The organism is Actinomadura sp. NPDC023710 (genome assembly GCF_040639875.1).
GTDB classification, from domain to species: Bacteria; Actinomycetota; Actinomycetes; order Streptosporangiales; family Streptosporangiaceae; genus Spirillospora; species Spirillospora citrea.
Window position 1 is genome coordinate 24,163 of sequence record NZ_JBFAGB010000025.1, and the last position, 23,581, is coordinate 47,743.

At 72.2% G+C, this 23,581-nt stretch carries 19 protein-coding genes; 14 read left to right on the plus strand and 5 right to left on the minus strand.

The features are described from left to right. Positions 1–371: 371 nt before the first annotated feature. The 6 genes from AB0H37_RS26885 (at position 372) to AB0H37_RS26910 (ending at position 6,435) form a co-directional block, all read left to right on the plus strand. Positions 372–1,394: a histidine kinase gene (locus tag AB0H37_RS26885; protein ID WP_360616026.1), complete on the plus strand. Its 1,023-nt coding sequence runs from the start codon at positions 372–374 to the stop codon at positions 1,392–1,394. Between the two features lie 54 nt (positions 1,395–1,448). Continuing rightward, positions 1,449–2,195, plus strand: a complete 747-nt coding sequence (locus AB0H37_RS26890) for a LytTR family DNA-binding domain-containing protein (protein WP_360616028.1) — start codon at positions 1,449–1,451, stop codon at positions 2,193–2,195. Between the two features lie 86 nt (positions 2,196–2,281). Continuing rightward, positions 2,282–2,590: a DUF485 domain-containing protein gene (locus AB0H37_RS26895; protein WP_329096165.1), complete on the plus strand. Its 309-nt coding sequence runs from the start codon at positions 2,282–2,284 to the stop codon at positions 2,588–2,590. Further along, positions 2,587–4,317, plus strand: a complete 1,731-nt coding sequence (locus tag AB0H37_RS26900; protein WP_360616030.1) for a cation acetate symporter — start codon at positions 2,587–2,589, stop codon at positions 4,315–4,317. Before AB0H37_RS26895 ends, AB0H37_RS26900 begins: the two co-directional genes overlap by 4 nt. Positions 4,318–4,474: 157 nt before the next feature. After that, positions 4,475–4,828: a DUF485 domain-containing protein gene (locus AB0H37_RS26905; protein ID WP_329096160.1), complete on the plus strand. Its 354-nt coding sequence runs from the start codon at positions 4,475–4,477 to the stop codon at positions 4,826–4,828. Then, positions 4,825–6,435, plus strand: coding sequence for a cation acetate symporter (locus AB0H37_RS26910; RefSeq protein ID WP_360616032.1), 1,611 nt, complete (start codon positions 4,825–4,827; stop codon positions 6,433–6,435). Before AB0H37_RS26905 ends, AB0H37_RS26910 begins: the two co-directional genes overlap by 4 nt. A 128-nt stretch (positions 6,436–6,563) precedes the next feature. Here the strand turns inward: AB0H37_RS26910 and AB0H37_RS26915 are convergent, their stop codons facing one another. Next, complete coding sequence (locus tag AB0H37_RS26915; RefSeq protein ID WP_360616034.1) at positions 6,564–7,145, minus strand: DUF2867 domain-containing protein; 582 nt, start codon at positions 7,143–7,145, stop codon at positions 6,564–6,566. A 134-nt stretch (positions 7,146–7,279) separates the two neighbouring features. Here AB0H37_RS26915 and AB0H37_RS26920 point away from each other — a divergent pair, with 134 nt between their 5' ends. Both AB0H37_RS26920 and AB0H37_RS26925 read left to right on the plus strand, forming a co-directional pair. Further along, positions 7,280–8,578, plus strand: a complete 1,299-nt coding sequence (locus tag AB0H37_RS26920; RefSeq protein ID WP_360616036.1) for a transposase — start codon at positions 7,280–7,282, stop codon at positions 8,576–8,578. Positions 8,579–8,622: 44 nt separating this feature from the next. After that, positions 8,623–9,165: a TetR/AcrR family transcriptional regulator gene (locus AB0H37_RS26925; protein WP_360616038.1), complete on the plus strand. Its 543-nt coding sequence runs from the start codon at positions 8,623–8,625 to the stop codon at positions 9,163–9,165. Between the two features lie 5 nt (positions 9,166–9,170). Here the strand turns inward: AB0H37_RS26925 and AB0H37_RS26930 are convergent, their stop codons facing one another. Next, positions 9,171–9,728, minus strand: a complete 558-nt coding sequence (locus AB0H37_RS26930; RefSeq protein WP_360616040.1) for a maleylpyruvate isomerase family mycothiol-dependent enzyme — start codon at positions 9,726–9,728, stop codon at positions 9,171–9,173. Positions 9,729–9,800: 72 nt separating this feature from the next. Between AB0H37_RS26930 and AB0H37_RS26935 the strand changes: the two genes are divergently transcribed. Genes AB0H37_RS26935 through AB0H37_RS26945 form a run of 3 tightly spaced genes read left to right on the plus strand, consistent with a single transcriptional unit; the run spans position 9,801 to position 13,462 of the window. Then, positions 9,801–10,421, plus strand: a complete 621-nt coding sequence (locus AB0H37_RS26935) for a TetR/AcrR family transcriptional regulator (protein WP_360616042.1) — start codon at positions 9,801–9,803, stop codon at positions 10,419–10,421. Between the two features lie 40 nt (positions 10,422–10,461). Beyond that, positions 10,462–11,823 (plus strand): hypothetical protein, encoded by a 1,362-nt coding sequence (locus AB0H37_RS26940; RefSeq protein WP_360616043.1) that lies wholly within the window; start codon positions 10,462–10,464, stop codon positions 11,821–11,823. Between the two features lie 22 nt (positions 11,824–11,845). Further along, on the plus strand, positions 11,846–13,462 hold the full coding sequence (locus tag AB0H37_RS26945) for a hypothetical protein (protein ID WP_360616045.1): 1,617 nt from the start codon (positions 11,846–11,848) through the stop codon (positions 13,460–13,462). 4 nt (positions 13,463–13,466) lie between these two features. Here AB0H37_RS26945 and AB0H37_RS26950 read toward each other — a convergent pair whose 3' ends face one another. Next, a complete protein-coding gene (locus AB0H37_RS26950; RefSeq protein ID WP_360616047.1) occupies positions 13,467–14,780 on the minus strand; it encodes an SDR family oxidoreductase in 1,314 nt (437 codons plus the stop codon). A gap of 194 nt (positions 14,781–14,974) precedes the next feature. On the opposite strand from AB0H37_RS26950, the gene AB0H37_RS26955 reads away from it, so the two are divergent. Beyond that, complete coding sequence (locus AB0H37_RS26955; protein WP_329096140.1) at positions 14,975–15,910, plus strand: hypothetical protein; 936 nt, start codon at positions 14,975–14,977, stop codon at positions 15,908–15,910. Beyond that, complete coding sequence (locus tag AB0H37_RS26960; RefSeq protein ID WP_360616050.1) at positions 15,907–17,931, plus strand: hypothetical protein; 2,025 nt, start codon at positions 15,907–15,909, stop codon at positions 17,929–17,931. The genes AB0H37_RS26955 and AB0H37_RS26960 overlap by 4 nt, the downstream gene beginning before the upstream one ends. A 64-nt stretch (positions 17,932–17,995) precedes the next feature. Here the strand turns inward: AB0H37_RS26960 and AB0H37_RS26965 are convergent, their stop codons facing one another. Both AB0H37_RS26965 and AB0H37_RS26970 read right to left on the minus strand, forming a co-directional pair. Continuing rightward, positions 17,996–19,915 carry an ATP-binding protein gene (locus tag AB0H37_RS26965; protein WP_360616052.1) on the minus strand — a complete coding sequence of 640 codons (1,920 nt, stop codon included), beginning with the start codon at positions 19,913–19,915 and terminating at the stop codon, positions 17,996–17,998. A 17-nt stretch (positions 19,916–19,932) separates the two neighbouring features. Continuing rightward, on the minus strand, positions 19,933–21,483 hold the full coding sequence (locus AB0H37_RS26970; RefSeq protein WP_360616054.1) for a hypothetical protein: 1,551 nt from the start codon (positions 21,481–21,483) through the stop codon (positions 19,933–19,935). A gap of 174 nt (positions 21,484–21,657) precedes the next feature. Here AB0H37_RS26970 and AB0H37_RS26975 point away from each other — a divergent pair, with 174 nt between their 5' ends. Then, positions 21,658–23,427, plus strand: a complete 1,770-nt coding sequence (locus AB0H37_RS26975; RefSeq protein WP_329096132.1) for an AAA family ATPase — start codon at positions 21,658–21,660, stop codon at positions 23,425–23,427. The last annotated feature ends 154 nt before the right edge of the window (positions 23,428–23,581 follow it).

A 23,581-nucleotide genomic window follows, 5' to 3' on the forward strand; every position in this document is an offset into this window, starting at 1 on the left:
TGTTTGCTGGTCCGCGGTTGAGGTGCGGCCAAGCGTTCACGCAGGACTGTCCGGTGCGGCGTCGGGCGGCAAGCTTCAGGGAAGAAGAATGTGGCGATTGTGGGGCTTGTCACACGGGCTACGTGCTGAGATAGTTGAAGTTTTGCCCAGGCAGGCGAGGTGGAGGAGAAGGGGTGAGAGAGCCCGGTTCGGCATAGGTTTGTCGGATGAGCGTGGTTGTTGCCGTTGCCGCGACGTTGGTCCTCACCTGGGTTCCGGCGTGGTTGTGGCGGCGGCATCGGCGGCGGGGGGATCTCGGGGGGCCTGAGCGGCGGGCGACCTTCGAGACCCTGCACACCGCTTCGCGGGCGGCGCCGGCGTTTCGGGGCGGGTTGACCGAGCAGGGGGCGCAGAAGGCGGCTCGGCATCTGCGGGCGCTGCTCGGGTGCGAGGCGCTCGCCATCACCGATGGGGAGCGGCTGCTGGCCTGGGACGGGGAGCACGACCATCACGCGGTGGACGGGCCGAAGCACGCCGAGGTCACGCGCGGAAACGGGCGCACGCAGGTGCACGATGTGGACTGTGACCGGCTCGACTGCCCGATCCGTCGCGTGGTGGTCGTGGCGCTCGCCACCGATGACCGGGTCGTCGGGACGCTGGCCGCCTACGGGGAGGACGTTCCGGCGGGGTTGATCCGCGCAGCCGAGGAGGTCGCGCAGTGGGTGGACGCCCAGCTCGAACTCGCGGATCTGGACCATTCGCGGACGCTCCTGATGGAGGCGGAGATGCGGGCGCTGCGGGCGCAGATCTCGCCGCACTTCATCTACAACTCGCTGACGACGATCGCCTCGTTCGTCCGGTCCGACCCGGAGCGGGCGCGGGAACTGCTGCTGGAGTTCGCCGGGTTCACGCGGTACTCGTTCCGGCGGCACGGCGACTTCACGACGCTGGCGGAGGAACTGCGGTCGATCGACCGGTACCTGCTGCTCCAGCGCGCCCGGTTCGGCGAGGAACTGCGGGTGATGCTGCGGATCGCGCCCGAGGTGCTGCCGGTGGCCGTGCCGTTCCTGTGCCTGCAGCCGCTCGTGGAGAACGCCGTCCGGCACGGGCTCCAGGACCGGTCCGAGCCCGGGGTGATCACGATCATCGCGGAGGACGCCGGGGCCGACTGCGTGATCAGTGTGGAGGACGACGGGATCGGCATGGATCCCGAGGACGTCCGCCGCCTGCTGTCCGGGGAGCGGCCCGAGCCGTCCGCCGACGACGCCGCCGGGATCGGGCTCGCCAACGTCGACACGCGGCTCCGGCAGGTGTACGGGGACGAGTACGGCCTCGCCGTGGAGACCGGGCCGGGCGCCGGGACCAAGGTCACCGTGCGGGTGCCGAAGTACCGGCCCGGCGTCACGGCCTCTTGACGCCCGGCCGGTACTTGACTGGAATGTGGCGAATGGCGGCGGAAGGACGGTGCGGTGTTGCGTGTCCTGGCGGTGGATGACGAGGCGCCCGCGCTCGACGACCTCGTCCACCTGCTGCGCGCCGACCCGCGCATCGGCGAGATCGACACCGCCCGGGACGGGGCCGCCGCGCTCCGCAAGCTCGACCGGGCCCTCGCCGAGGGGCGCCCCGTCGCCGCCGTCTTCCTCGACATCCGGATGCCCGGCCTGGACGGCACCGTGCTCGGCCGCGTCCTCGCCCAGTTCGCCCGCGCCCCGCAGATCGTCTACGTGACGGCCTACGAGGAGCACGCCGTGGACGCGTTCGAGATCAAGGCGACCGACTACATCCTCAAGCCGGTGCGGCCGGAGCGGCTGGCGGTGGCGATCCGGCGGGTCACCGAGGCCGTCCGGGAGGACGAGGTCGCGCCGGAGCCGTCCGAGCCGGAGGCCATGCCGGTCGAGCTGGGCGGGGTGACGCGGTTCGTCACGCCGGGCGAGGTGCTGTACGTGGAGGCGCAGGGCGACTACGCGCGGCTCCACACGTCCGGCGGCAGTCATCTGGTGCGCATTCCGCTCGCCGCGCTGAGCGAGCGGTGGAGCGGCGCCGGGTTCGTCCGGGTGCACCGCAGCCATCTCGTCGCGCTGGCGGCGATCACGGAGCTGCGGCTCGACACGGGACGCTGCACCGTCATCGTGGGCGGCGCCGAGCTGCCGGTCGCCCGCCGGCACGTGCGCGAGTTGCGCGACCTGCTCGTCCGCCGGGCGAGGCGGTCCCCCTGAGCGGGCCGGACGCGCGGGACGTCGCGCCCGGGCGGACGCTGGTCACCGGGCCGCGGACCCGGACCGTCCGGCGGCCCCGGTACCCGGTGACGCGGGAGATCGACGAGCAGACCGGGCTCGGCGAGGCGTACATGCGGTCGCTGGTGCGCGCCCAGTGGCGGCTCGCGGCCCGGTTGTGCCTGGTCCTCGCCGTGGTGGTGCTCGGCCTGCCGCTGCTGTTCGCGCTCGTCCCCGCGGTGCGCGAGCAGGAGGTGCTCGGGCTGCCGCTGCCGTGGGTGCTGCTCGGCGGGCTGATCTACCCGTGGTTCGTCGCCTGCGGCTGGTGGTACGTCCGGCAGGCCGAGCGCAACGAGGACGACTTCGCCGACCTCGTCGACCGGGCCGACCGGCCGTGAGCGCCGCGTACGGGCTCGCGGGCGTGCTGCTGGTCGTCGTCGCGACCATGCTCGTCGGCGTGCTCGGGGTACGGATCTCCCGCACCACGTCCGACTTCTACGTCGCGTCCCGGACGGTGACGCCGCTGCGCAACGCCTCCGCGATCGGCGGGGAGTACCTGTCGGCCGCCTCGTTCCTCGGCATCGCCGGGCTGATCCTCGCCTACGGCGCCGACATGCTGTGGCTGCCCGTCGGCTGGACGGGCGGATACCTCGTCCTGCTCGTCCTGGTGTCGGCGCCGCTGCGCCGCTCCGGCGCCTACACGCTGCCGGACTTCGCCGAGGCGCGGCTGGAGTCCATGGCGGTGCGCCGGGTCGCGAGCGTGTTCGTGGTGCTGATCAGCTGGCTGTACCTCCTGCCCCAGTTCCAGAGTGCCGGGCTGGTGCTGCGCACGGTCACGGGCGCGCCGGTGTGGACGGGCGGCGTCCTCGTCGCGGTCGTCGTGGCGGCGAACGTGCTGGCCGGCGGCATGCGCAGCGTCACGATGGTGCAGGCGTTCCAGTACTGGCTGAAGCTGACGGCGCTGGCCGTGCCGCTGGTGTTCCTGCTCATGGCGTGGCGGTACGACGGCGCGCCCGGCCTCTCGTCGGACGTCCCTCCGCGGTTCGGCGAGCGCACGACCGTCTCGGTCGGCATGGCGGTCACCGTGGAGGTCACGACGCCCGTCCAGGTGACCGCGGACGGCCGGGTGGACGGGCGCGCCCACTCCGGTTCCCCTCTCGCGTTGGGGCCCGGGCGGCACCGCTTCGACAAGGACACGTCCGTGACCTTCCCGGCGGGCGCCGACGTCCCGCACGTCAGCGGGCGCCCCGCCACCACCGGACGGGAGTGGGCGCTGCCGCTGGACGGGCGCGACCACTCCCTCTACGCCACCTACTCGCTCATCCTCGCCACGTTCCTCGGGACGATGGGGCTCCCGCACGTCCTCGTCCGCTTCTACACCAACCCGGACGGTCGCACCGCCCGCCGGACGACCGTCGTGGTGCTGACGCTCCTCGGCGCGTTCTACCTGCTGCCCGCCCTGTACGGGGTGCTCGGACGCCTCTACACCCCCGAGCTGCTGATGACCGGACGGGCCGACGCCGTCGTCCTCACGCTGCCCGGACGGCTCATCGGCGGGCTCGGCGGCGATCTGCTGGGCGCGCTGGTGACGGGCGGGGCCGTGGCGGCGTTCCTGTCGACGTCGTCCGGCATCACCGTGTCGGTCGCGGGGGTGCTGGCGCAGGACATCCTGCGGGGCGGCGTCCGCTCGTTCCGCGTCGGGACGCTGCTCGCCCTCGCCGTCCCGCTGGGCCTGGCGATCGCGGCCCGGTCCCTCGCCGTCGCGGACGTCGTCGGGCTGGCGTTCGCCGTCGCGGCGTCCACGTTCTGCCCGCTGCTCGTCCTCGGCGTCTGGTGGCGGCGGCTCACCGTGCCGGGCGCGCTCGCCGGGCTCGTCCTCGGCGGCGCGCTCGCCGGGACCGCGGTCGTGGTGACGATCGCCGCCGGGCCGCCGCCGGGGCTGCTCGGCGCGCTGCTCGCCCAGCCCGCGGCCTGGACGGTCCCGATCGCGTTCACCGTCATGATCCTCGTGTCGCTGTGCACGCCGGGACGGATCCCGCGCGGCGTCGCGCGGATGATGGTGCGCCTGCACACCCCGGAGTCGCTCGACGTCGACCGGGGCACGTGGCGGCCCAAGCGGGTGTGACCGTTCGTCGCGCGAGAACGACCGTTCGGCGACGGGGGCGACCTTTGGTCGACCGCGAACGGCGGCTGGTCGCAGCCTTGCCGCCGACCCCTCGTCCGCTCCCAGCAGGATCTTTACGGTTGCGCGTGACCGGCGTCACAACCGAGGAGGGGTGGGCGTGTCCGTCGACAAGAGCGCCACCGGCACCGTCTATGAACGGTTCCAGGGCAGCACGGAGTTCCAGGAACTCCGGCGCAGATTCCGTCGCTTCGTGTTCCCGATGACCGCGGCGTTCCTCGCCTGGTACCTGCTGTACGTCGTCCTGTCCGGGTGGGCGCGGGACTTCATGGGCACCGAGCTGTTCGGGGCCGTCAACGTCGCCCTGGTGTTCGGGCTGCTGCAGTTCGTCTCCACCTTCCTCATCGCCTACCTGTACGCGCGGCACGCCGAGCGCCGCCTCGACCCGGTCTCCGACGAGATCCGCGCCCGCATCGAGGCGGAGTCGGCCCCGGCCGCGAAGGACGCCCCATGAGCAACGAGACCCTGTCGATCATCCTGTTCCTGGTCTTCGTCGCGGCCACCCTGGCGATCACCGTGTGGGCGAGCCGCAACACCCGCAACGCCACCGACTTCTACGCCGGCGGGCGGTCGTTCTCCGGCGCGCAGAACGGCATCGCGATCGGCGGCGACTACATGTCCGCCGCCTCGTTCCTCGGCATCGCCGGGCTGATCGCCCTGTACGGCTACGACGGGTTCCTGTACTCGATCGGGTTCCTCGTCGCGTGGCTCGTGGCGCTGCTGCTCGTCGCCGAGCTGCTGCGCAACTCCGGCCGCTTCACGATGGCGGACGTGCTGGCGTTCCGGATGAGCCCCCGCCCGGTCCGCACCGCCGCCGGCGTCTCCACCATCATCGTGTCGATCTTCTACCTGCTGGCGCAGATGGTCGGCGCGGGCGCCCTGGTGTCGCTGCTGTTCGGCTTCACCAGCGACTTCGCCAAGGGCGCGACGATCGCGCTGGTCGGCGTGCTGATGATCGTGTACGTGGTGTTCGGCGGGATGAAGGGCACCACCTGGGTCCAGATCGTCAAGGCCGTCCTGCTGATGACCGGCGCCACCCTCATCACGCTGCTGGTGCTGGGCAAGTTCGGGTTCAACCTGTCCAGCCTGCTGAACGACGCCGCCGACCAGAGCGGCAAGGGCGGCGAGTTCCTGGAGCCGGGGCTGCGCTACGCCACCGCGGAGCAGGGCCTGAGCGGCAAGCTCGACCTGGTCAGCCTCGGCCTCGCGCTCGTCCTCGGCACCGCCGGACTGCCGCACATCCTGATCCGCTTCTACACCGTCCCGACCGCCCGCGACGCCCGCAAGTCGGTGCTGTGGGGCATCGGCATCATCGGCGTGTTCTACCTGCTCACCCTGGTCCTCGGCTTCGGCGCCGCCGCGCTCGTCGGGTCCAAGGAGATCGCCAAGGCCAACCCGGCCGGCAACACCGCCGCCCCGCAGCTCGCCCAGCGGATCGGCGAGATCGTCTTCGGGGACGCGGGCGGGACGATCCTGCTCGCGGTCATCGCGGCGGTCGCGTTCGCGACGATCCTCGCGGTCGTGGCGGGCCTCACCCTCGCCTCGTCCTCGTCCTTCTCCCACGACCTGTACGCCCACGTGTTCCGCAGGGGCAAGGCCTCGGAGCGGGACGAGGTGCGCGTGGCCCGCATCTCCGCGTTCGTGATCGGCGCCGTGGCGATCGTCCTCGGCATCTACGCCCAGCGCCTCAACGTGGCGTTCCTCGTCGCCCTCGCCTTCGCGGTCGCGGCGTCGGGGAACCTGCCCGCGATCCTGTACAGCCTGTTCTGGAAGCGGTTCAACACCACCGGCGCCGTCTCCGCCATCTACGGCGGCCTCGGCTCGGCCATCTTCCTGGTGGCGTTCTCGCCGGTGGTGTCGGGCTCGGAGAAGGCCCTGTTCACCGACTCCGACTTCAGCTGGTTCCCGCTGGAGAACCCCGGGATCATCTCCATCCCGTTCGGCTTCCTGTGCGGCTGGATCGGGACCATGCTCAGCAAGGAGTTCAACGCCGAGAAGTACGCCGAGATCGAGGTCCGCTCCCTCACGGGCGCGGGCGCCGAGCAGGCGGCCGAGCACTGAACGAGCACTGAGAGCCGCCGCGCGGGCGGGCGTCGCCCGGTCCCGCGCGGCACGGCGGTCCCGTCCCTTTCTGCCCCCGCAGGGACGGGGCCGCCTCCATGCCCGGGGTCAGGCGGGCTCGACGCCGGTCAGGCCGGCTTCGCCTGGCCGGCCCGCCACTCGCGACCGATCGTGCGTATCAGCGACGGGTAGACGAGCACGTGGCGGAACGGCAGGATCGCGGCCATGTAGGCCCTGCCGAACAGGCCGTTCGGCTTCACCAGTACGGCCATCTGGGCGCGGTGGCCGCCGGAGCCGTCCGGGACCCAGCCGATGTGCATGACGCCGTGCACCGTCCGGTTGGCCATCTCCGCCGCCCACTCGTCGCCGGTCAGGTACAGCGACCGGAACGGCAGTGAGCCGGGGGCGGGCCCCGAGTGCTCGCGCAGATCGTCCGGCAGCCGGTCGCTCAGCGTCCGCACCCGCGCGTCGAGCCCGGCGTCCTGCTTGTCCAGGCCGAACAGTTCTCCGAGCTTCCAACGGAGCTCCATGAGCACGCCGGCGATGCCGGGCAGCTTCGCCTCGCCGGAGGTCATCTGCTCCACCAGCTTCGGGAAGTCGTCCGGGCCGCCGGTGGCGGGCAGGGCCCACACGTCCTCGAGCCGGAAGTCGGGCGCGATCTCGTGGATCCGCCAGGGACGGTCGGTGTGCGCGCTCGCGGGGAGCTTCATCGGTTCTCCTTCGTAAATGCCCCGGCCTTCAGGCTGGGGAGGAAACGGGCTCTTGCGGAGCAGGCCGGGGGGGAAGCCGGGGCGTTTCGGCGTCCGCCGGGTCGGCTTGCACCGGGCCTGCTAGAACGTGGGTCATGGCGCGGCAGGTCAGGCGGGCCTTCAAGTACCGCTTCTATCCCACGAGCGAGCAGGCGGCCGAGCTGTCGCGCACGTTCGGCTGCGTGCGGCTGGTGTACAACAAGGCGCTGAAGGAGCGCACCCGGGCCTGGTACGGCGAGCAGCGCCGGATCTCCTACACGCAGTCGTCCGCGCTGCTGACGCAGTGGAAGAAGACCGAGGAACTGGCCTTCCTGGCCGAGGTGTCCTGCGTCCCGCTCCAGCAAGCGCTGCGGCATCTGCAGACCGCGTTCACCAACTTCTTCGCCAAGCGGGCCGCCTATCCGCGGTTCAAATCGCGCAAGAGGTCGCGTTCTTCGGCGGAGTACACCCGCAGCGCCTTCACCTGGCGCGACGGGCACATCACACTGGCGAAGATGGCCGGGCCGCTGGACATCCGCTGGTCGCGTCCGCTCCCCGAGGGCGCGGAGCCGACGACGGTGACGGTGTCCCGCGACGGCGCCGGACGCTGGTTCGTCTCGATGCTGTGCGAGGACACGATCACTCCGGCTCCGGACACGGACGCAGCGGTCGGGATCGACGCCGGGATCACCTCCCTGGTGGCCCTGTCCACGGGGGAGAAGGTCGCCAACCCCCGGCACGAGCGCCGTGACCGCGCCCGCCTCGCGAAGGCGCAGCGGAACCTGTCCCGCAAAGCTCCGGGTTCGGCTAACCGGGACAAGGCCCGCCGCAGGGTCGCCCGGGTGCATGCGCGGATCGCCGACCGGCGCCGCGACTTCCTGGACAAGTTGTCGACTCGTCTCGTCCGTGAGAACCAAACGGTCGTGATCGAGGACCTCACCGTTCGCAACCTGCTGAAGAACGGCAGGCTCGCCCGTGCCATCTCTGATGCGGCGTGGGCGGAGCTGCGCTCGATGCTGGAGTACAAGTGCGCCTGGTACGAGCGCGACCTGGTCGTGATCGACCGCTGGTTCCCCTCCACCAAGCTGTGCGGAACCTGCGGCACGATCCGCACCAAGCTGCCCCTGGACGTCCGCGAGTGGACGTGCGGGTGCGGCGCGGTGCATGACCGCGACGTGAACGCCGCGCGCAACATCCTGGCCGCCGGGCTGGCGGTGTCCGCCTGTGGAGACGGTGTAAGACCTCAACGGGACTCCTCCCGGACGGGGCGGTCGTCGGCGAAGCAGGAAACCCAGCGGGCGACCGCCGGAATCCCCCGCCTTCAGGCGGGAGAGGAAGTCAACGCCAAGCCACCTCCTCCGTCGTCCGTCCGGCGGGCGCACCCGCCTCGCGTTCAAATATACGGCACCGTATGAATCGCCTCTGGAGGGGGAGGCGATAATGGGCTATGCCCGCCGTATTGCGCACGCCACGCAGCAGCTGGATCGAGCAGGGCCTGAAGGCCCTCGCCGCCGGCGGGCCCGACGCGGTCCGGGTCGAGGCCCTCGCCCAGGCGCTCGGCGTCACCAAGGGCGGCTTCTACGGCCACTTCCCCGACCGCAAGGCCCTGCTGGGCGCCATGCTCGACCACTGGGAGCGGCAGTCCGTCAACGACATGCGCGACCGGGTCGAGCGCGAGGGCGGCGACGCCCGCGCGAAGATCCGGCGGGCGGGCATGCTCACCCGGGCGGGCGACCACCTGCACATCGACCTCGCGATGCGCGACTGGGCCCGCCGCGACCCGGCCGTCGCCGAGCGCGTCCGCCGCGTGGACAACCAGCGCATGGACTACCTGCGCGAGCTGTTCGGCACCTTCTGCTCGGACCCCGACGAGGTCGAGGCCCGCAGCATGCTCGCCTTCTGCCTCCTGGTCGGCAGCCACTTCCTCGCCGCCGACCACGGCGCCCGCACCCGGGGCGAGGTCACCGAACGCGCCGGCCGGCTCCTCCTCGGCGACGGCTGATCCGGTCAGGCCGGCGGGGCCCAGTGCGGGTCGCGGCCCAGGAGGGCGGCGATGTTGTCGATCGCGGGACGGGACGGGTCCTCGGCGAGGGGCGGGCGGTAGGCGCCGCCGGGCCCGTTGAGAGGGCTGCCGGGCGCGGTGTTGGCGCGGGCGAGGGGCAGCGCGGCCTCGGTGATCCGGGACGGGACGGTGAGCGTGGTGCGGAGCGCGCGCGCCAGGTCCCAGCGGTGGACCAGCATGTCGACCATGTGGATGCCGAGGACCCACTCGGTCGACAGCGGGCCCAGCCGGGGCATGGTCACGGTCTCGCCCGCCCGTTCGAGCACGGCGAGGCAGCGGGCGGCGATCAGGGCGAAGCCGTCGCGCGGGTCGCCGCCCGGTTCGAGGGGCGGCAGGACCGTCCGTGCGATGGCCTCGTGGCGCTCGTTCATGTGGTGGAGCAGGTCCGCGACCGTCCAGCCTTCGCAGGGGGTCGGGTCCGCCATCGCGGTGTCGGGGATCACCGCCACGTCGTGTCCGATGAGGGCCAGTGCCGTGGCGTCGAGGCTGAGCAGGTCGGTCATGTCGCATCCCATCTTTGGCGAACGGGCGTTCGCCAAAACCATAGCGTACGCCCGTTCGCTATCCTGGTGGGCATGTCACCTCGTCACTCGGCGGCCGAAGCGGCCCGGACGCGCGAGCGGATCGTGAGCGCCGCCGTGCAGGACGCCTCCCGGCTGGGCCTGGAGGGTCTGACGGTCGGCTCGCTGGCGCAGCGGCTCGGCATGAGCAAGGCGGGCCTGGTCGGTCCGTTCGGGTCGCGCGAGCGGCTGCTCATGGCCGCGCTCGACCAGGCCTGCGAGGTCTTCCGCGCGGCGGTGACCGGACCCCTGGAGGGCCTGCCGGCCGGGCCGGAACGCCTGGAACGGCTCATCGGCGGGTGGGTCGACTACCTGGCCGACTGCCCGTTCCCCGGGGGCTGCTTCATCACGGCCGCCACGTCCGAGCTCGACGGGCGGCCGGGGCCGCTGCGCGACCGGCTGCGGGAGCTCGTCGCGTCCAACCGCCGGACGCTGGCGGGCGAGGTCGCCGCCGCCCAGGCCGCGCTGCCGGGCTCGCACCGTCCCGCGGAGGAGGTCGCCACGACGCTGATGGGCCTGTCGATGGCGGCCAACCAGGAGATCCAGCTCCTGGGCGACCCCTCGGCCGCGACCCGCGCACGAGCCGCCATGCGCCACGCCGCCGGGTTGCCCGCCCGAACCCTCGGGTCTCCGTAAATCTGTGGAACGGGGCGCGGGTTGCCGTGAGGCTTGGGGGGTGGGGTACGGAGAGGTCGGGCGGCCGCGGGTGCCGGTCGTCGAGCTGGCCGATCGGCGGGCGCTGGAGCGGTGGCGGCCCGCCGACGAGGAGGTCGTGGAGGCGGCGCGGCGGTTGAAGGAGCGGGCGCTGCTCGAACTGGGGATGACGCACAGCGCCGTCGCGTCGTGGCTGTTCAGCAAGTGCCACCACCAGTTGCCCACCACGGCGGTGGACACGGCGGCCGTGGTCGCCTCCGGGGACGGGTCCTGCCTGCTCCTCTACAACCCCGAGTTCTTCGTGGGGATCGGGGGCGAAGGGGTGCGGTTCGTCCTGTTCCACGAGGCCCGGCACCTCGTCCAGCGGCACCTCTTCGCGGACGCCGACCTGCGGAGCGACCCGGTGTTCACGCTGGCGTGCGAGGTCACGATCAACCATGTCGCGATGGCGCGGCTCGGAGCCGGGCTGCCCGAGATCGGCGGCGCGCCCGTGGGGATCTCGCCGCGCGGCGTGCACGCGTCCTATGCGGAGGACCTGCGGGAGCAGGGCGTCGAGCCGCTTCCGTTCGAGGAGTGGGTCGAGACGGACATGAGCGTCTACCGGGAGCTCGGACGGATGCGGAATCCGTCGGGCGTCGGGCAGGCCGCATGCGTCCACGTGCTCGTCGACGCGCTCGACCAGGAGACGGTCGGACGGGTCGGGGACGACGTGCTGCGGAGCGTGCTCATCGCCGCGCGGCGGGGCGACCGGGTGGCGCGCGACGAACTGCTCGACCTGCTGGGGCGGACCGAGGGGGCCTCGGAGGGCGTCGACAAGATCTGGGGTGACCTCGGGGCGCACGCGCTCCGGGGCGTCACGTCGGCCACGCGGCGGGTGGAGTGGTGGCAGCGGTGGCTCGTGGACGTGCTCGCCTCGAAGCTGGAGGAGGGGGAGCGGCTCGTCTACCCGAAGAAGCGCGGGGCCGTGCTGGCGGCGCTCGGGCACGAGCCGATGCTGGCGCGGCGCGGACAGCAGCGGGTGAAGTCGCTGGTCATCGCGCTGGACACGTCCGGGTCGATGCCGGACGGCCTCGTGGAGTGGCTGGGCGAGCTGGTCGGCCGGATCGACGGGACCGAGGCCGAGTGGGTCGCCTTCGACGCTTCGGTGAAGCCGTTCCGGCCCGGGGAACCGCTCCGCGGCGGGGGCGGGACGGACTTCGAGGCCGTCCGGCGGCACGTGGAGGGACGGGACGAGCCCGCCGACGCGGTCATCGTGGTGACCGACGGGTACGCCGACCCGATCGTCCCGGCCGACCCGGGGAAGTGGATCTGGCTCATCACCTCTGGGGGCGACGAGTGGCCGGAGCGGCGGGGAATGGCCTGCCACCGGGTCCGGCCGGAGTGATCTTTCGCTACGGTGACGGCCCATGGCCCCCCACCCCACGACCCGTGCCTTCGACATCGCCCGCTGCACGGCCGGGCTGCTCCGGTTCGCGACGCCCGGCGAGATGGACGCGCTGCTCGGCCATCTCCCGAAACGCCGCGTCGAGTACGCGGTGCGCAGCTTCGGGAGGCCGAACCGGGTCGTCCTCGAGGCGCTGCTGCGGCGCGGCCGGCCCGGTGACCTCGACCTGCTCGTCCAGCACGCGGTGCTCGCGGGCGACCCGCCGGAGCTGCTGGGGCGGCTGCTCGACCTGGACGCCCCCGAGGTCAACGCGGCCCTGCTGACCGCCGAGAGCGCGCTCGGGCGCATCCCGCGGAACCTGCGCCGCCAGCTCGCCCACCAGACCTCCCGGCGGGACGGCGTGACGCCGCTGCCGCTGCCCGCCGAGGTGCGGGAGACCCTGCTGTCCACGCGCGGGCAGGAGCCCCTCGACCACGCGCTGCTGTGCGCGGCCGACCCGGAGCTGGCCGGGGACGCGCTGCTCTACCTCGGTGCGGGCGCCGATCCGCACGGCGCCGTCCTGGCCTGCCGGACGCTCCTGGAGGCGGACCGGCGGCACGAGATCCGGCAGCTCGTCGAGGAGGGGCGGCTGCCCGCGTTCCGGTGGGGCCCCGAGGACTCCGAGCCCAGCGTGCTGGCGTACGCGCAGGCGGCGCTGGCGAGCGCGGAGGGGGAGCGGCGGCTGCGGGAGCTGTCGGAGCGGGTGCGCCGTCCCGAGTTCCTCCGCTCGGTCGCCGAGATCGCCGACGTGGACGGCTGCGAGCCGTGGCGCGGGACGCCGCTCGTCCGGACGGTCGTGAACCGCCGCCATCCCTGCGTCCCGCGCGTGGGCTGGGACGCGGTGCTGGCGGACGAGCCGCGGCGCCGGGCGGCGGAGGGACCGTTCCCCCTGCGCGCGGCCCGGTTCGTGGCGAGGCGCACCGACGCCCCGCTCGACCTGGTCCGGATCGTCGTCGCCGACCACCCGGACGTGGCCGCCCTCCTGCCCGACCCGGCGCCCGAGGTGCTCGCCGACCTCGCCGGGGCGGGGGCGGGCCCGGACGTGATCGTCAAGGTCGCCGGGAACGGCTTCGCCGCCGGGACGCTGACCGCCGAGTTCGTCACCGCGACCGTCCCGAAGAGGACGCTGCGGGTGGTCGCCGAGACGCTGTGGATCCCGGGCCTGCGCGGCACGGCGCAGGTCAGGGCGCGGCTCGGGCTGGACGAGGACGTCGTCCTCACGCCGCGGTTCGTCGACGAGACCGGCCACGGGCGCACGCGCCGCCTCCGCGAACCCGGCGTGCGCCACCACTGGGACCCCGTGCTCGCCTACGGCGAGAGAGCGGGACGGTTGTTCGCGGAAGACCGGGAGGTCACCGCCGACGCCGTGCTCGCGGCGGCGCACGTCGACGCCGTGCTCGCCGCGGTGGACGTCGACCCGCTCCTCGGCGAGGTCGAGGGCATGCCCGACCCGCGGGTGCTGCGCCGCCTCGCCGAGCACGTCGACCGGCATCTCGGCGGGCGGCCCGAAGCGTGGATGGTGGCGCTGAAGCTGCTGGAGGACGGGTTCGTCGGCACGCTGCCCGAGCTGCTCGCGACCGCCGGAGCCGTCTCCGCCTGACCGGTCACCAGTTGACGACCTGGTAGTCCTTCAGCAGGCAGCCGCTCGGCGGGTCGCCGTCGCGCTCGCCGCTCACGATCGGGTGGTAGATCCGGGCGGCGGCGTCCACGACGTCCAGCGGCGGGCGGAACCCGGCGGCGGTCCGGCGCGCCCGCGCGGGCTCCGGTTGCTGGTCGGTGAACCAGCCCGGGTCGACGCTGGTGACGTGCACGCCGTGTTCGGCCAGCTCGGACGCGGCCGTGCGCGTCAGCATGTTCAGCGCCGCCTTCGCCATGTTGGTGTGCGGATGCTCGGCGCCCTTGTACACGCGGTCGAACTGCCCCTCGACGGCCGAGACGTTCACCACGTACCGCCGCGGATGCCGCGAGAGCTCCAGGAGGGGGCGCAGCCGTCCCAGCAGGACGAACGGCGCCGTCACGTTGATGAGCTGCACCTCCAGCAGCTCGACGGGATCGACCTCGTGCACCAGCCGGGTCCAGGAGTTGACCGGGGACGGGTCGGGAAGCAGGCCCGCGACGTCGACGGCGCCGGTCCAGAGCGGTACGGGCAGCGGGCCGGGCGCCGGGAGGCCCTCGCCCGCCGGCAGTTCCCCGCCCGGCGGCCCCTCGCCGGCCAGCAGCTCCGCGTACGACTCCGGCGGATGCCGCAGCGTCTGCGCCGCCAGGTTCACCAGGATGTCGAGCGGCTCGCCCGCCTCGACGAGCCCGTCGCACCACCGGACGAGGGACGGGACGTCCCGCAGGTCCATGCCGACGACCGTGAGGCGGTCGTGCCACTCGGCCCGGTCGGCGACCTCGGCGAAGCGGCGGCGCGCGTCGGCGGGGAAGCGGGTCAGGGCGGTCACGGCGGCACCGTCCCGCAGCAGCTTGAGCACGAGCTCGAACCCGGCCTTGATCCGCCCGCCCGTGACGACCGCGCGGCGTCCCGCGAGGTCGGCCCGCGCGTGCCGGTGCCGCCGGTGCTCTCGCGCGCACGGCGGGCAGAGGCGGTGGTAGAACGCGTCCGCCTCCCGGAAGTGCGCCTTGCAGACGTAGCAAGCGCGCAGCCCGCCCGTCACCGTCCCGGACGGGACGGCCTCGCGCGGCGGCTCGGCGGGCGCGCCCTCGACGCGTCCCGCCGCCCCGGTGGCGGTCGCGGCCAGCATCCGGGCGTCGGCCGCCGCGCGCCGCAGCCGGGCCGCCGCCCGCTCGCGCTCGCGGGTCCGCCGCACGAAGGCGCCGGCCGCCGCCCGCACCCGCGCCATGTCGGGGTCGCCGTCCGGCGCGTCCGCCAGCTCCGCCAGGACGCGCAGGCAGGTCCGCACATCGTCGTCGCGCATGCGCACCATTTAAGACCCGCGAACTCCTCGTCGTGCATCGAGGCTCTCGCTCTCGCCCTCCGGACGTTCCTCGGCTCCAGGCGGACCGGGCCGCGGCCGGCCGTCCCGGGCCGAAACTCAGTCAAGATCACAAATTGTGCGGGTGCGCCCGAACCGCGCGAAGCCTGTCGCCCCCGGCTGTTAGCGTCTGTCCGATGAAAGACGCCGCCCTCGAACAGACGCTTCGGGACGACCCCGGCGACCTCGCCTCTTGGCGCGTCTACGGCGACCGGCTCCGGGAACAGGGCGACCCCCGCGGCACCCTCATCGAGCTCCAGCAGCGCCGCGACCGCTCCCGCCCGGCCGATCGCGAGGCCCTGGACCGCGAGATCGCCGCGCTCGTGAACGAGCACCGGCGGAGCTGGGACGCGGCCCTCCCGGAGGGGGCGACCGTCCTGGAGCGCCGGTACGGGTTCGCCACGAAGGTCTCCGTCGTATGGTCCGACAACGCGCCCGTGGTGATCGAGCAGGTCATGCACGCCCCCTTCGTGACCGCGCTGCGGATCGCGCCCTCCGACGCCCAGGAGCAGGACGACCTCGACTGGGACGACCCGTCCGAGGCCCTGCGGCCGGAGCCGTCCTCGTCCATCGACACCGGTGCCCTGGCGACGCTCGACCTCGGCCGGCTCGTCGAACTCGACCTTTCGTACCTGCGCATCGGCGCGCTCGGAGCCGAGGCCCTCGCGGTCTCGACGTACTTCCGCCTTGAGGCGTCCGGCCCCGGCGCCTCGGCGGGGAGCGGCCGAACCGAGATCCTCGACCTGCGGTACAGCCGCGTCGGCGACGCCGGCCTGGCCGCCCTCGCGGCGTCCCCGGGCTTCGCCGGTGTCCGCCGCCTGCACCTCCAGCGGAACCTGCTCACCGCCGAAGGCCTGCGCGCGCTGCGTCCTCTCATCGGACTGGTCGAGCTCGACCTGCGCTACAACGAGATCGGTGCGGAGGGGGTGGAGGCCCTGCTCGCCGCGCCCTTCATCGGCTCCCTGGAGCGGCTGCTGCTGTACCGCGACGACGTCGGCGACGTCGGCGCGAAGATGCTCGCCGACGCACCCCGACTCCCGGCCGGACTGCGCAGCTACTGGAGGAATGTGTGAGCGTCGAACTCCGCGACGGCTTCTTCGCCCTGTCGAACGGCCGGGCCCCCGCCGAAGAGGCCGACCGTTACCGCGCCCTGGTCGACGCGACCGACGCCGAGCCCGTGACGACGATCGACGGGCTGGCGGTCAGCTGGCACCCGACGGCGAGGTTCAAGGCGGTGCGGTTCGTCGACGCCGAACGCATCGACGCCGGTGTACGGGAGCTGTTCGCACGGCCGAGCGAGAACGCGCCGTACCTGGCCGCGGTCTTCGTCGATCCCCGCGAGTTCTCGTTCCGCACGTTCGAGAACATCCTCCCGCTCGACCATCGGTTCGCGGGCGTCGAGCTGGAGCTGGAGCTGGCCGAGCGCGACGAGGTCGCCGACGGCGTCCAGACGTTCTCGCTGCGGCTCCCCGACACCGCCCGGGCCTGCCTGGAGCAGCTCGACTCGCTGGACCTGTACGTCCCGCCGCTGAACGCGGGCTCGCGGGGCGGCGACCGGTTCATCTTCCACTCGGCGCTGCTGGCCGAGGCCCTCACCGACGCGGTGGCCAAGGCGATGCCCCGGCCGGCGCTCGACGGCTTCTCGCATGTGAATCCGGTGTTCCGCTGCAACCGTTTCGAGCCGGGCGACGCCAACTTCCACCGCCATCGGGACACCCCCTACTACGACGCCTCGCGCCGGCACGTCTCCCGGTACACGGTGCTGCTGTATCTCACCGGCGGCTCGGCCGAGCCCGCCCTCGCCCTCGAAGACGGCGCCGCGATCGAGACGATCGAGCCCTTCACCTGCGTGATCTTCGATCAGCGGTACGAGCACGAGGGCGCGCCCTACCGCGACGGCCGCAAGGTCTTCCTGCGCACCGAGCTCGTCTTCACCGATCCGGAGGTCGCGCACGATCCCGAGATCGGCGCGCTGTTCAGCAAGGCCTGCTACCTGACCGGCGAGAGCGTCTTCGCCCCCGAACTCGCCCGCCATGCCGACGCCTACTACAACCAGGTCGCCGCCGCGCACTGGAACGGCCTGACCGCCGGTGCCGGGCGCGAGCCCTTCGTCCACAAGCAGTTCCGCGGTGTCCATTTCGTCGCGAACGGCTATGACTTCTGGTTCGCGAAGGGCGACGGGCCGACCCTCGCCGAGTGCGCCGCCATCACGCTTCTGGACTACTTCAACTGCAAGCTCGGCGACAAGGCCTTCCGTGCCCTGTGCGACACGGAGGTGATCGAGGCCGACCACACCGACTGGATCCCGGCCTTCCTCGGCGACAGGCGCGGTGAGTCGCCGGTCGTGCCGTTCGACAAGTCCATGCTGTTCCCGGCTCCGGAGGCGCCCTCCACCGACGACCTGCCCGACTGCGCCTGTGGAATCTGCAGCGGGGATGTGATCGGCCCGCATTTCGAGACCACGCGCAACGCCGAGATCATCGAGCACTACACGCGCGCCCAGGACTCCGCGAAGGCCGACGTCCTGCCCGCGCCCATTCTGATGCTCGGCGAGGACGTCCATCTCGACCCGGACATGTTCGTCGTCGAGGGCAACCGCATCCACGTTCTCGGCAAGGAGACGCCGGCGCCGGTGAACTTCGCCTCCTGCCAGGGCGGCCCCCGGTTCCCGAGCGCGGAGAAGTTCATCACCGCCGCGTCCACGGTCGACGTGGCGCACTTCCTCGTTCCGCCGATCCTGTTCGCCGAGTCCGCCGACTGCTATCACCTCAAGTTCGACTTCTTCCGCAACACCTGGACGGCGAAGCACGAGCAGTCCACCGTGACCGTGCCGATGATCCGTCCGATCGACATGGACGAGTTCGACGAGTACGAGTACGAGGCCGACTGCGAATGCGCCTGCGAGTGTGACTGCGGCTGCGATGAGGACGAGTGCGTGTGCGAGGCCGACTGCGAGGAGTGCGGCTGCGGATGCGCCGAAGACGACGATGAAACAGGCGAGGCCGAAGACGACGAGGCCGAAGACGACGAGGCCGAAGACCCAGGAGAGGCTGAAGACGACGAGGAGACTCGTCGCGACCACTCGACGGTGTAGGCGCCGCGCCCGGCGACCGCGCAGGCGGGTCACCGGGCGCGGCCGTTGGCAGACCGTTCGCCGTTCAGGCCCTGGTCGGCTGTGGCCCGGGCGTGCGGCCGTGGCCGTCTGCGGCGGGTCCGGGCACGGACAGCTGGGCCATCCGCGCCAGGGCCGCCACCCAGAAGCGCTGCCTTTCCCGGGTCTGCCCGACGAGGTAGGTGGCCCGCAGCTTCGGCGGCAGGTACGGAAGCAGCCGGGCCACCACGTCGAGATGCCTTTCCAGCTGTGACACCTCGGCGTTGGAGAACACCTGGTGGACCAGGTCGGTGTCGTCGGTGCCCTCCTGCGACGTCTCGGCCGCCTTCGACAGCCGGGCCGCCCAGCCGGAGCAGTTCTCGGCGATCTCCGCCAGGCCGATCTGCCGGCGGTCGGCCAGGCGGGCCTCCAGCCCGGACAGCGGCACCGGGGCGTACTCGCCGTCGCCGAGATACATCAGTGCAGGCCGCAACGGCATCTCCGCCTGATGCAGCTTGATCAGCCGCTCCATGGTGCGCTTGGTGATCCAGTCCCGGCCCTCGTCGTCGATGTCGTTCTTCCACCATTCCAGGACCGTCTCGGCCGTCTCACCGTAGGTCGAGATCAGCCACTCGTTGGCCGGGATGTCGTCCGGATGGACCTCGTAGCTGATCGTGAACCGGCTGGCCTGGGCCACGTTGTTGCCGGCCACCAGCATCTTGCGGCCGAGATGGTAGGGAGGGTTCTGCAGTGCCACCTGTGCCCGCAGGCCGGGGATCCGCCGACCGGCGAGCGTCCACTCCTGGGTGATCTCCATGAGCTTGGCGAAGGCCGCCTTGTCCTTCGGCCGGTTGTACTCGTCCCAGATCAGCACCTTGGGCCCCGGGGCGAGCAGCGACCGGGCGAGCATCGCCTCCAGCGACCCGTCCGGGGTGGGCACCGGCACGCACAGGTCCTCGACGTTGGTCACCGGCAGCGAGAAGTAGACGGGCTCGTGGCCGGTCTCCTCCCGGGCGATCTGCTTGGTGATCTCCGTCTTGCCGCACCCCGGCGGACCCTGCAGGAGTACCGCCCAGCGGTTGCTCATCGCGGCCCGCAGGATGCGGCGGACCGGGTCGGGGACGGTGGCGGGGTTACTCGCCCCGACCGCCGCGGCGACGCCGTCGAGCACTTCCGCCGTGCGGTCCCGGCCCGGCCGGCCGTCCCCGCCCTCCTCCGCCAGGGCCAGCCGGCGGCCGTTCTGGATCGGCAGCCCCCAGGCGAGTGGGAAGCCCGCGCGGGCGCAGTCCAGGACATGCTGCAGGGTGCGCGGCGAGAACAGGCGGCGCAGCTCCGGGCTGAGCCCGGCCCAGTCACGGAACACCTCGCGCAGATCCCAGTCGGGATAGCGCTCGGCCAGCGCCTGCCTCCACGCGGTGTCGTTCGCGGTCAGCTGGATGGTGACCATTCGGTCCAGGATCGCCGGGTCGGACCGGCGAACGCTGGTCTCGGCCAGCGACTCGTTGTCGGTGAGGAACACCCCGACGCAGCCGAGCTCGCGCAGGTCGTACTCGCCGAGGCTCCAGTTGCAGGCGATCTGCATCAACTGGGACTGCACCGTGTTGCCGGCCTGCAACGAGTCGTCGATGAGCAGGACGAACGGGTTGCCCGGGACGAGCTGCCGCATGACGAGCTGACGGAGCACCAGCTCCCCGCTGCGGTCGTCGCGCACCGGGGCGTTCACCAGCAGGTCGTCGGGGGAGAGGTTCGCGGCGGGCACGACGACCAGGGTGGTGCCGGGAAAGCGCTTCGGTACGTACGAGACGAAGGTGGAGGTCTTGCCGATGCCGTGCTCGCCGAAGATCTGCCCGGTCTGCCCGGTCGAGATCATCGCGTCGATGAACTTCTCCAGCTTCGCGGCGGGCCCGTCCTCCGGTGGGTCGGGATAGGTGGCGGTGGGCTTCCACCGCCGTTCCGCGGAGCGTTCCCCGGCCTCGTCAGCCGCCACTGTTCGATCCTCCTCGGTCATGGCCCGGACGTGACCCGGTGGCAGGCCATCGGCGGGTGGTGGTGGTCCGGCCAGTCGTCGCCGCCGTCGGTGATCAGCCAGATCCACCGGTCGGGGGAGGCCGGGGTGACGTGCGGCGCGTGTCCGTCGGTCACCATGATGATCGCGTCGGGTTCGGTCTCGCACCGCTTTCCGTCGACCTCCAGCCGGCCCTCGGCGTAGTCGACGACGTTCTGGAAATCGGTGCCGCCTCCGCCCACCACCCGCTCCCCGGGGACGAACGGCGTCACGGCACCGTCGAAGGCGAGCCAGTGGCTCTCCACCCCGTCGGTCCTGCCGACCAGCGTGGTCAGCCAATCGATCACGTGGTCGGGCATCGATCCCGACGTGTCGAAGGCGATGAGCACCACCTTCGTCCGCTCCGGTCCACGCCGGGCCAGCATCGGGTCGTGGCCCAAAGCCAGCAGGATCGCGCCGTGCTTCCTCGGATAGACCAGCCGGTCGCTCTCGCTCAGCTTCGAGGCGAGCACGTCGGTCAGCCACCGCTGCCACCAGTCGACCTTGCGGGTCTTCGGGGTGACGCCGCGCAGTCTGTCCAGACCCAGGCCGCCCCACAGCCGCTCCAGCCGCTCCCCGCCGTCCGCGGTGCGGTCGGCCAGATCGAGGAGCTCGCCGCGCGCCGCCGGATTCCCGCGTAGCGCGGCCTGCATCACCTCGCGCAGGACGTCGTCGCCCAGACGCTCCACGGTCTCCGGGTCGAGCGGGAGGTCCCGCAGCCCGGCCCGGTCCCCGTCCCGCGTCTCGTCGGTCTCGCCGGGGTCATCGCCGCTCAGGTGGACGCAGTACGCCGCGGCGGGTTCGCTGAGCGCCTTCATCCGGCGCAACTCGCCGTACACCGTGAGATCGGTGTGGCTGAACTCGTCGTAGGCGAGCGGGGCGAGCCCCTGCCGCCGAAGATCTTCCTGGTACGCCCCGTAGACCAGGTCGGGGTCGACGCCGACCGGCTCTCGCTCCTCGCCGCAGGCAGCCGGACCGGCCCCCGCGGCGCCCCCTGCCGTGTGCACGGGGATCGTGGGCAGGCTGGACCGTCCGAGGCGGCGCAGGGCGACATGGTTGATGGACACCTCGGCGGCCATCGTGAACACCGGGTCGGAACGCAGTTCCTCGTCCACGTAGAGGTGCCGGTGCATCAGATGCCGGGCCTCGTGGAACAGCACGAACCTGACGCCGTCGTAGTCCAGCCGCATGAAGAAGTACGGGTTGTAGAGCAGGGCGCAGCTCCCGTCGCCGACGGCCGCCACGGCGGCGGTGGGGATCGCGGTGGTCGGAACGTGGTGATGGCACTTGGCGTACAGCCAGGACGCCACCACGCTCTGCCCCACCCCGAAGCTCAGCAGTACGGACTCCTTGCGCCGGCGGGCCTGCTCGACCACCTGCGGGTCGGCCGGCTCCTCGGCCAGCAGCCGGCGCAGGTCCAGCCGGCGGTGCTCCCGCCGGCGCCGGCGGACCGGGCGGGCGGGTCCCCCGCCGACCGGATGGTGATCCGCGGTGCGGACGTCCCCGGTCACGTCCTCTCCCCGTGAATGGCGCGCTCCCGTCCTGCCCCGTGCCGTCTGGACGCAGGAACGATAGCGGGCCGATACGACAGGAGCGGCACATCTGGGCCGCGGCCGGGGAGGGGCGGCGGGACTCGCCGTTAATTCGGGTGATCCGGGCATCCCCGGACCGCTGTACTTGGTCGCATGAGCATGCCGGACGGGCCGCGGCTGGCCCGCTTCATCGACACGATGATCGAGCTGGGGATCACCGGGCAGGTCTTCGGCGAGCACGGCATCGGCAAGACCTCCACGTTCTTCCACCACGTCCGGCGCCGCGAGGACACCGCGCTCGTCTACGTCCCGGCCGCGAACCTCACCCCGGACGACCTGCTGGTCAACGCGCCCGTCCGGCAGGACGGGGAGCTGGTGCTGCGGCAGCTCGTCATGCGGCAGCTCAAGCCGGGCAGGCCCTTCGTGCTGCTCATCGACGACTCGCTCCAGGCGGGCGCGACGATCCAGTCGCAGCTCATGCAGATCGCCTGCAACTGGACGCTCGGCGAGCACGACCTGCGCGCGCTCGGCTGCGTCGGGGTGTTCCTGACCGACAACGAGACGCTCGCCGAGACCGCCGCCCTCCGCACGGATCCGGCCGTCCTGGACCGGATGGCGACGCTGCGGGTCACCGCCGCCGACACCGCGTGGCGGGCCGCACTGTCGCGCAGGTTCCGCGGCGTCGACCTCACCGGCGTGTTCCGGGTGTGGGCGTCGCTGCCCGCCGAGCTCCGCAGGCTGCTGTCGCCGCGCACGCTGGAGCACGTCATCGACTGCGCGCTCGCCGGGTTCCCGCTCGCCTGGGGCCTCCCCCTCGTGGACGGACGCCGCCTGCCGCTCGTCACCTCGGGCAGGAAGCGGGGAGCCGACCAGGCCCCCGAGATCCTCGGCCGCATCGCCGCCGAGCTGCGGCGGGCCGGGGCCGACGTCCCCGACCCGGCGCACGTGCCGGACGCCGTCCGCCGGGTCGTCCGCGCGGCGATCGAGCGGCGCTGGGCCGTGCTCGTCCAGGGACCGCCCGGCTGCGGCAAGACGGAGGTGGTGAAGGAGGTCGTCCGGGACGAACTCGGCGCGGACCCGCTCTACTTCTCGCTGCCCGTCACCAACGTGGAGGACCTGTGCGCGCCCGTCCCGACCCTGGACGGAACCCTCGACAACCTTTTGTCGGGTCCGTTCCTGGAGCCCGGTGACAAGGCCATCGTCTGGGACGAGTACAACCGGCCCAAGGACAAGGCCACGTTCGCCCGCCTCATGGAGGTCACGCAAGAGTGGACTCTGGCCGGACGGCGCATCAAGGGTCTCCGTGCCCAGATCGCCTTGCAGAATCCTCCGTACTACCTGGGCCGCAAGCTGCTCGTGTCACGCAACACCATCGCGCAGGCGTCCCGCTTCACCGTCTCGCTGGAAATCGAGCCAGATGACATTCCGGCGAACGAATGGCTCATTTCCCGTTACGGTGGAGTGGCCGAGACCGTCCTTGAGTGGTGGAAGAACGACATCGACGACGAGGGACGGCAATGGATGACCAAGCGCACCCTGGAGCGCCTCATCCGACTGCACGGCACCGGCCTGCCCATGGACATCGGCAAGATGTACCTGGGCGACGGCGACTACGCGCCCGTCCCGCTCACCGCCCTTGAGGCGCGGCTGGCCCGCCGGCAGGTGACCGGCCTGCGCGAACTGGCCGCGGACCTGGACGGCTGGGCGGAACGGCTCCGCGCGGCCGGGGACGAGGGCTCTGACGCGACGGACATCGTGCACCGCGTCTTCGCCAACGCCGAGCTGTCGCAACTCCGCCACCACGCGGAGGCGGCCGCCCGGCTCGCGCCGATGCTGCCGCCCAAGTTGAAGGCGACGTACCTGTTCGGAGCCGATCCGGACCGGCAGCGGTTTTGGACCGGCGTCTTCATGGGAGGTCTCTGAGGGGGGAGATAGATCGGCAAACGTCCTCGCCACGGTCTGACTTGGCTAGAATCCGTCCGTCAGACGAGGCTTCCGCCGAGAGTGCGCATCTTTGTCGCGATCTGTTCCCCGCGAGGAAGCCCTTGCTCGTCGTCTCGCCCTAAGGAGCCCGTGC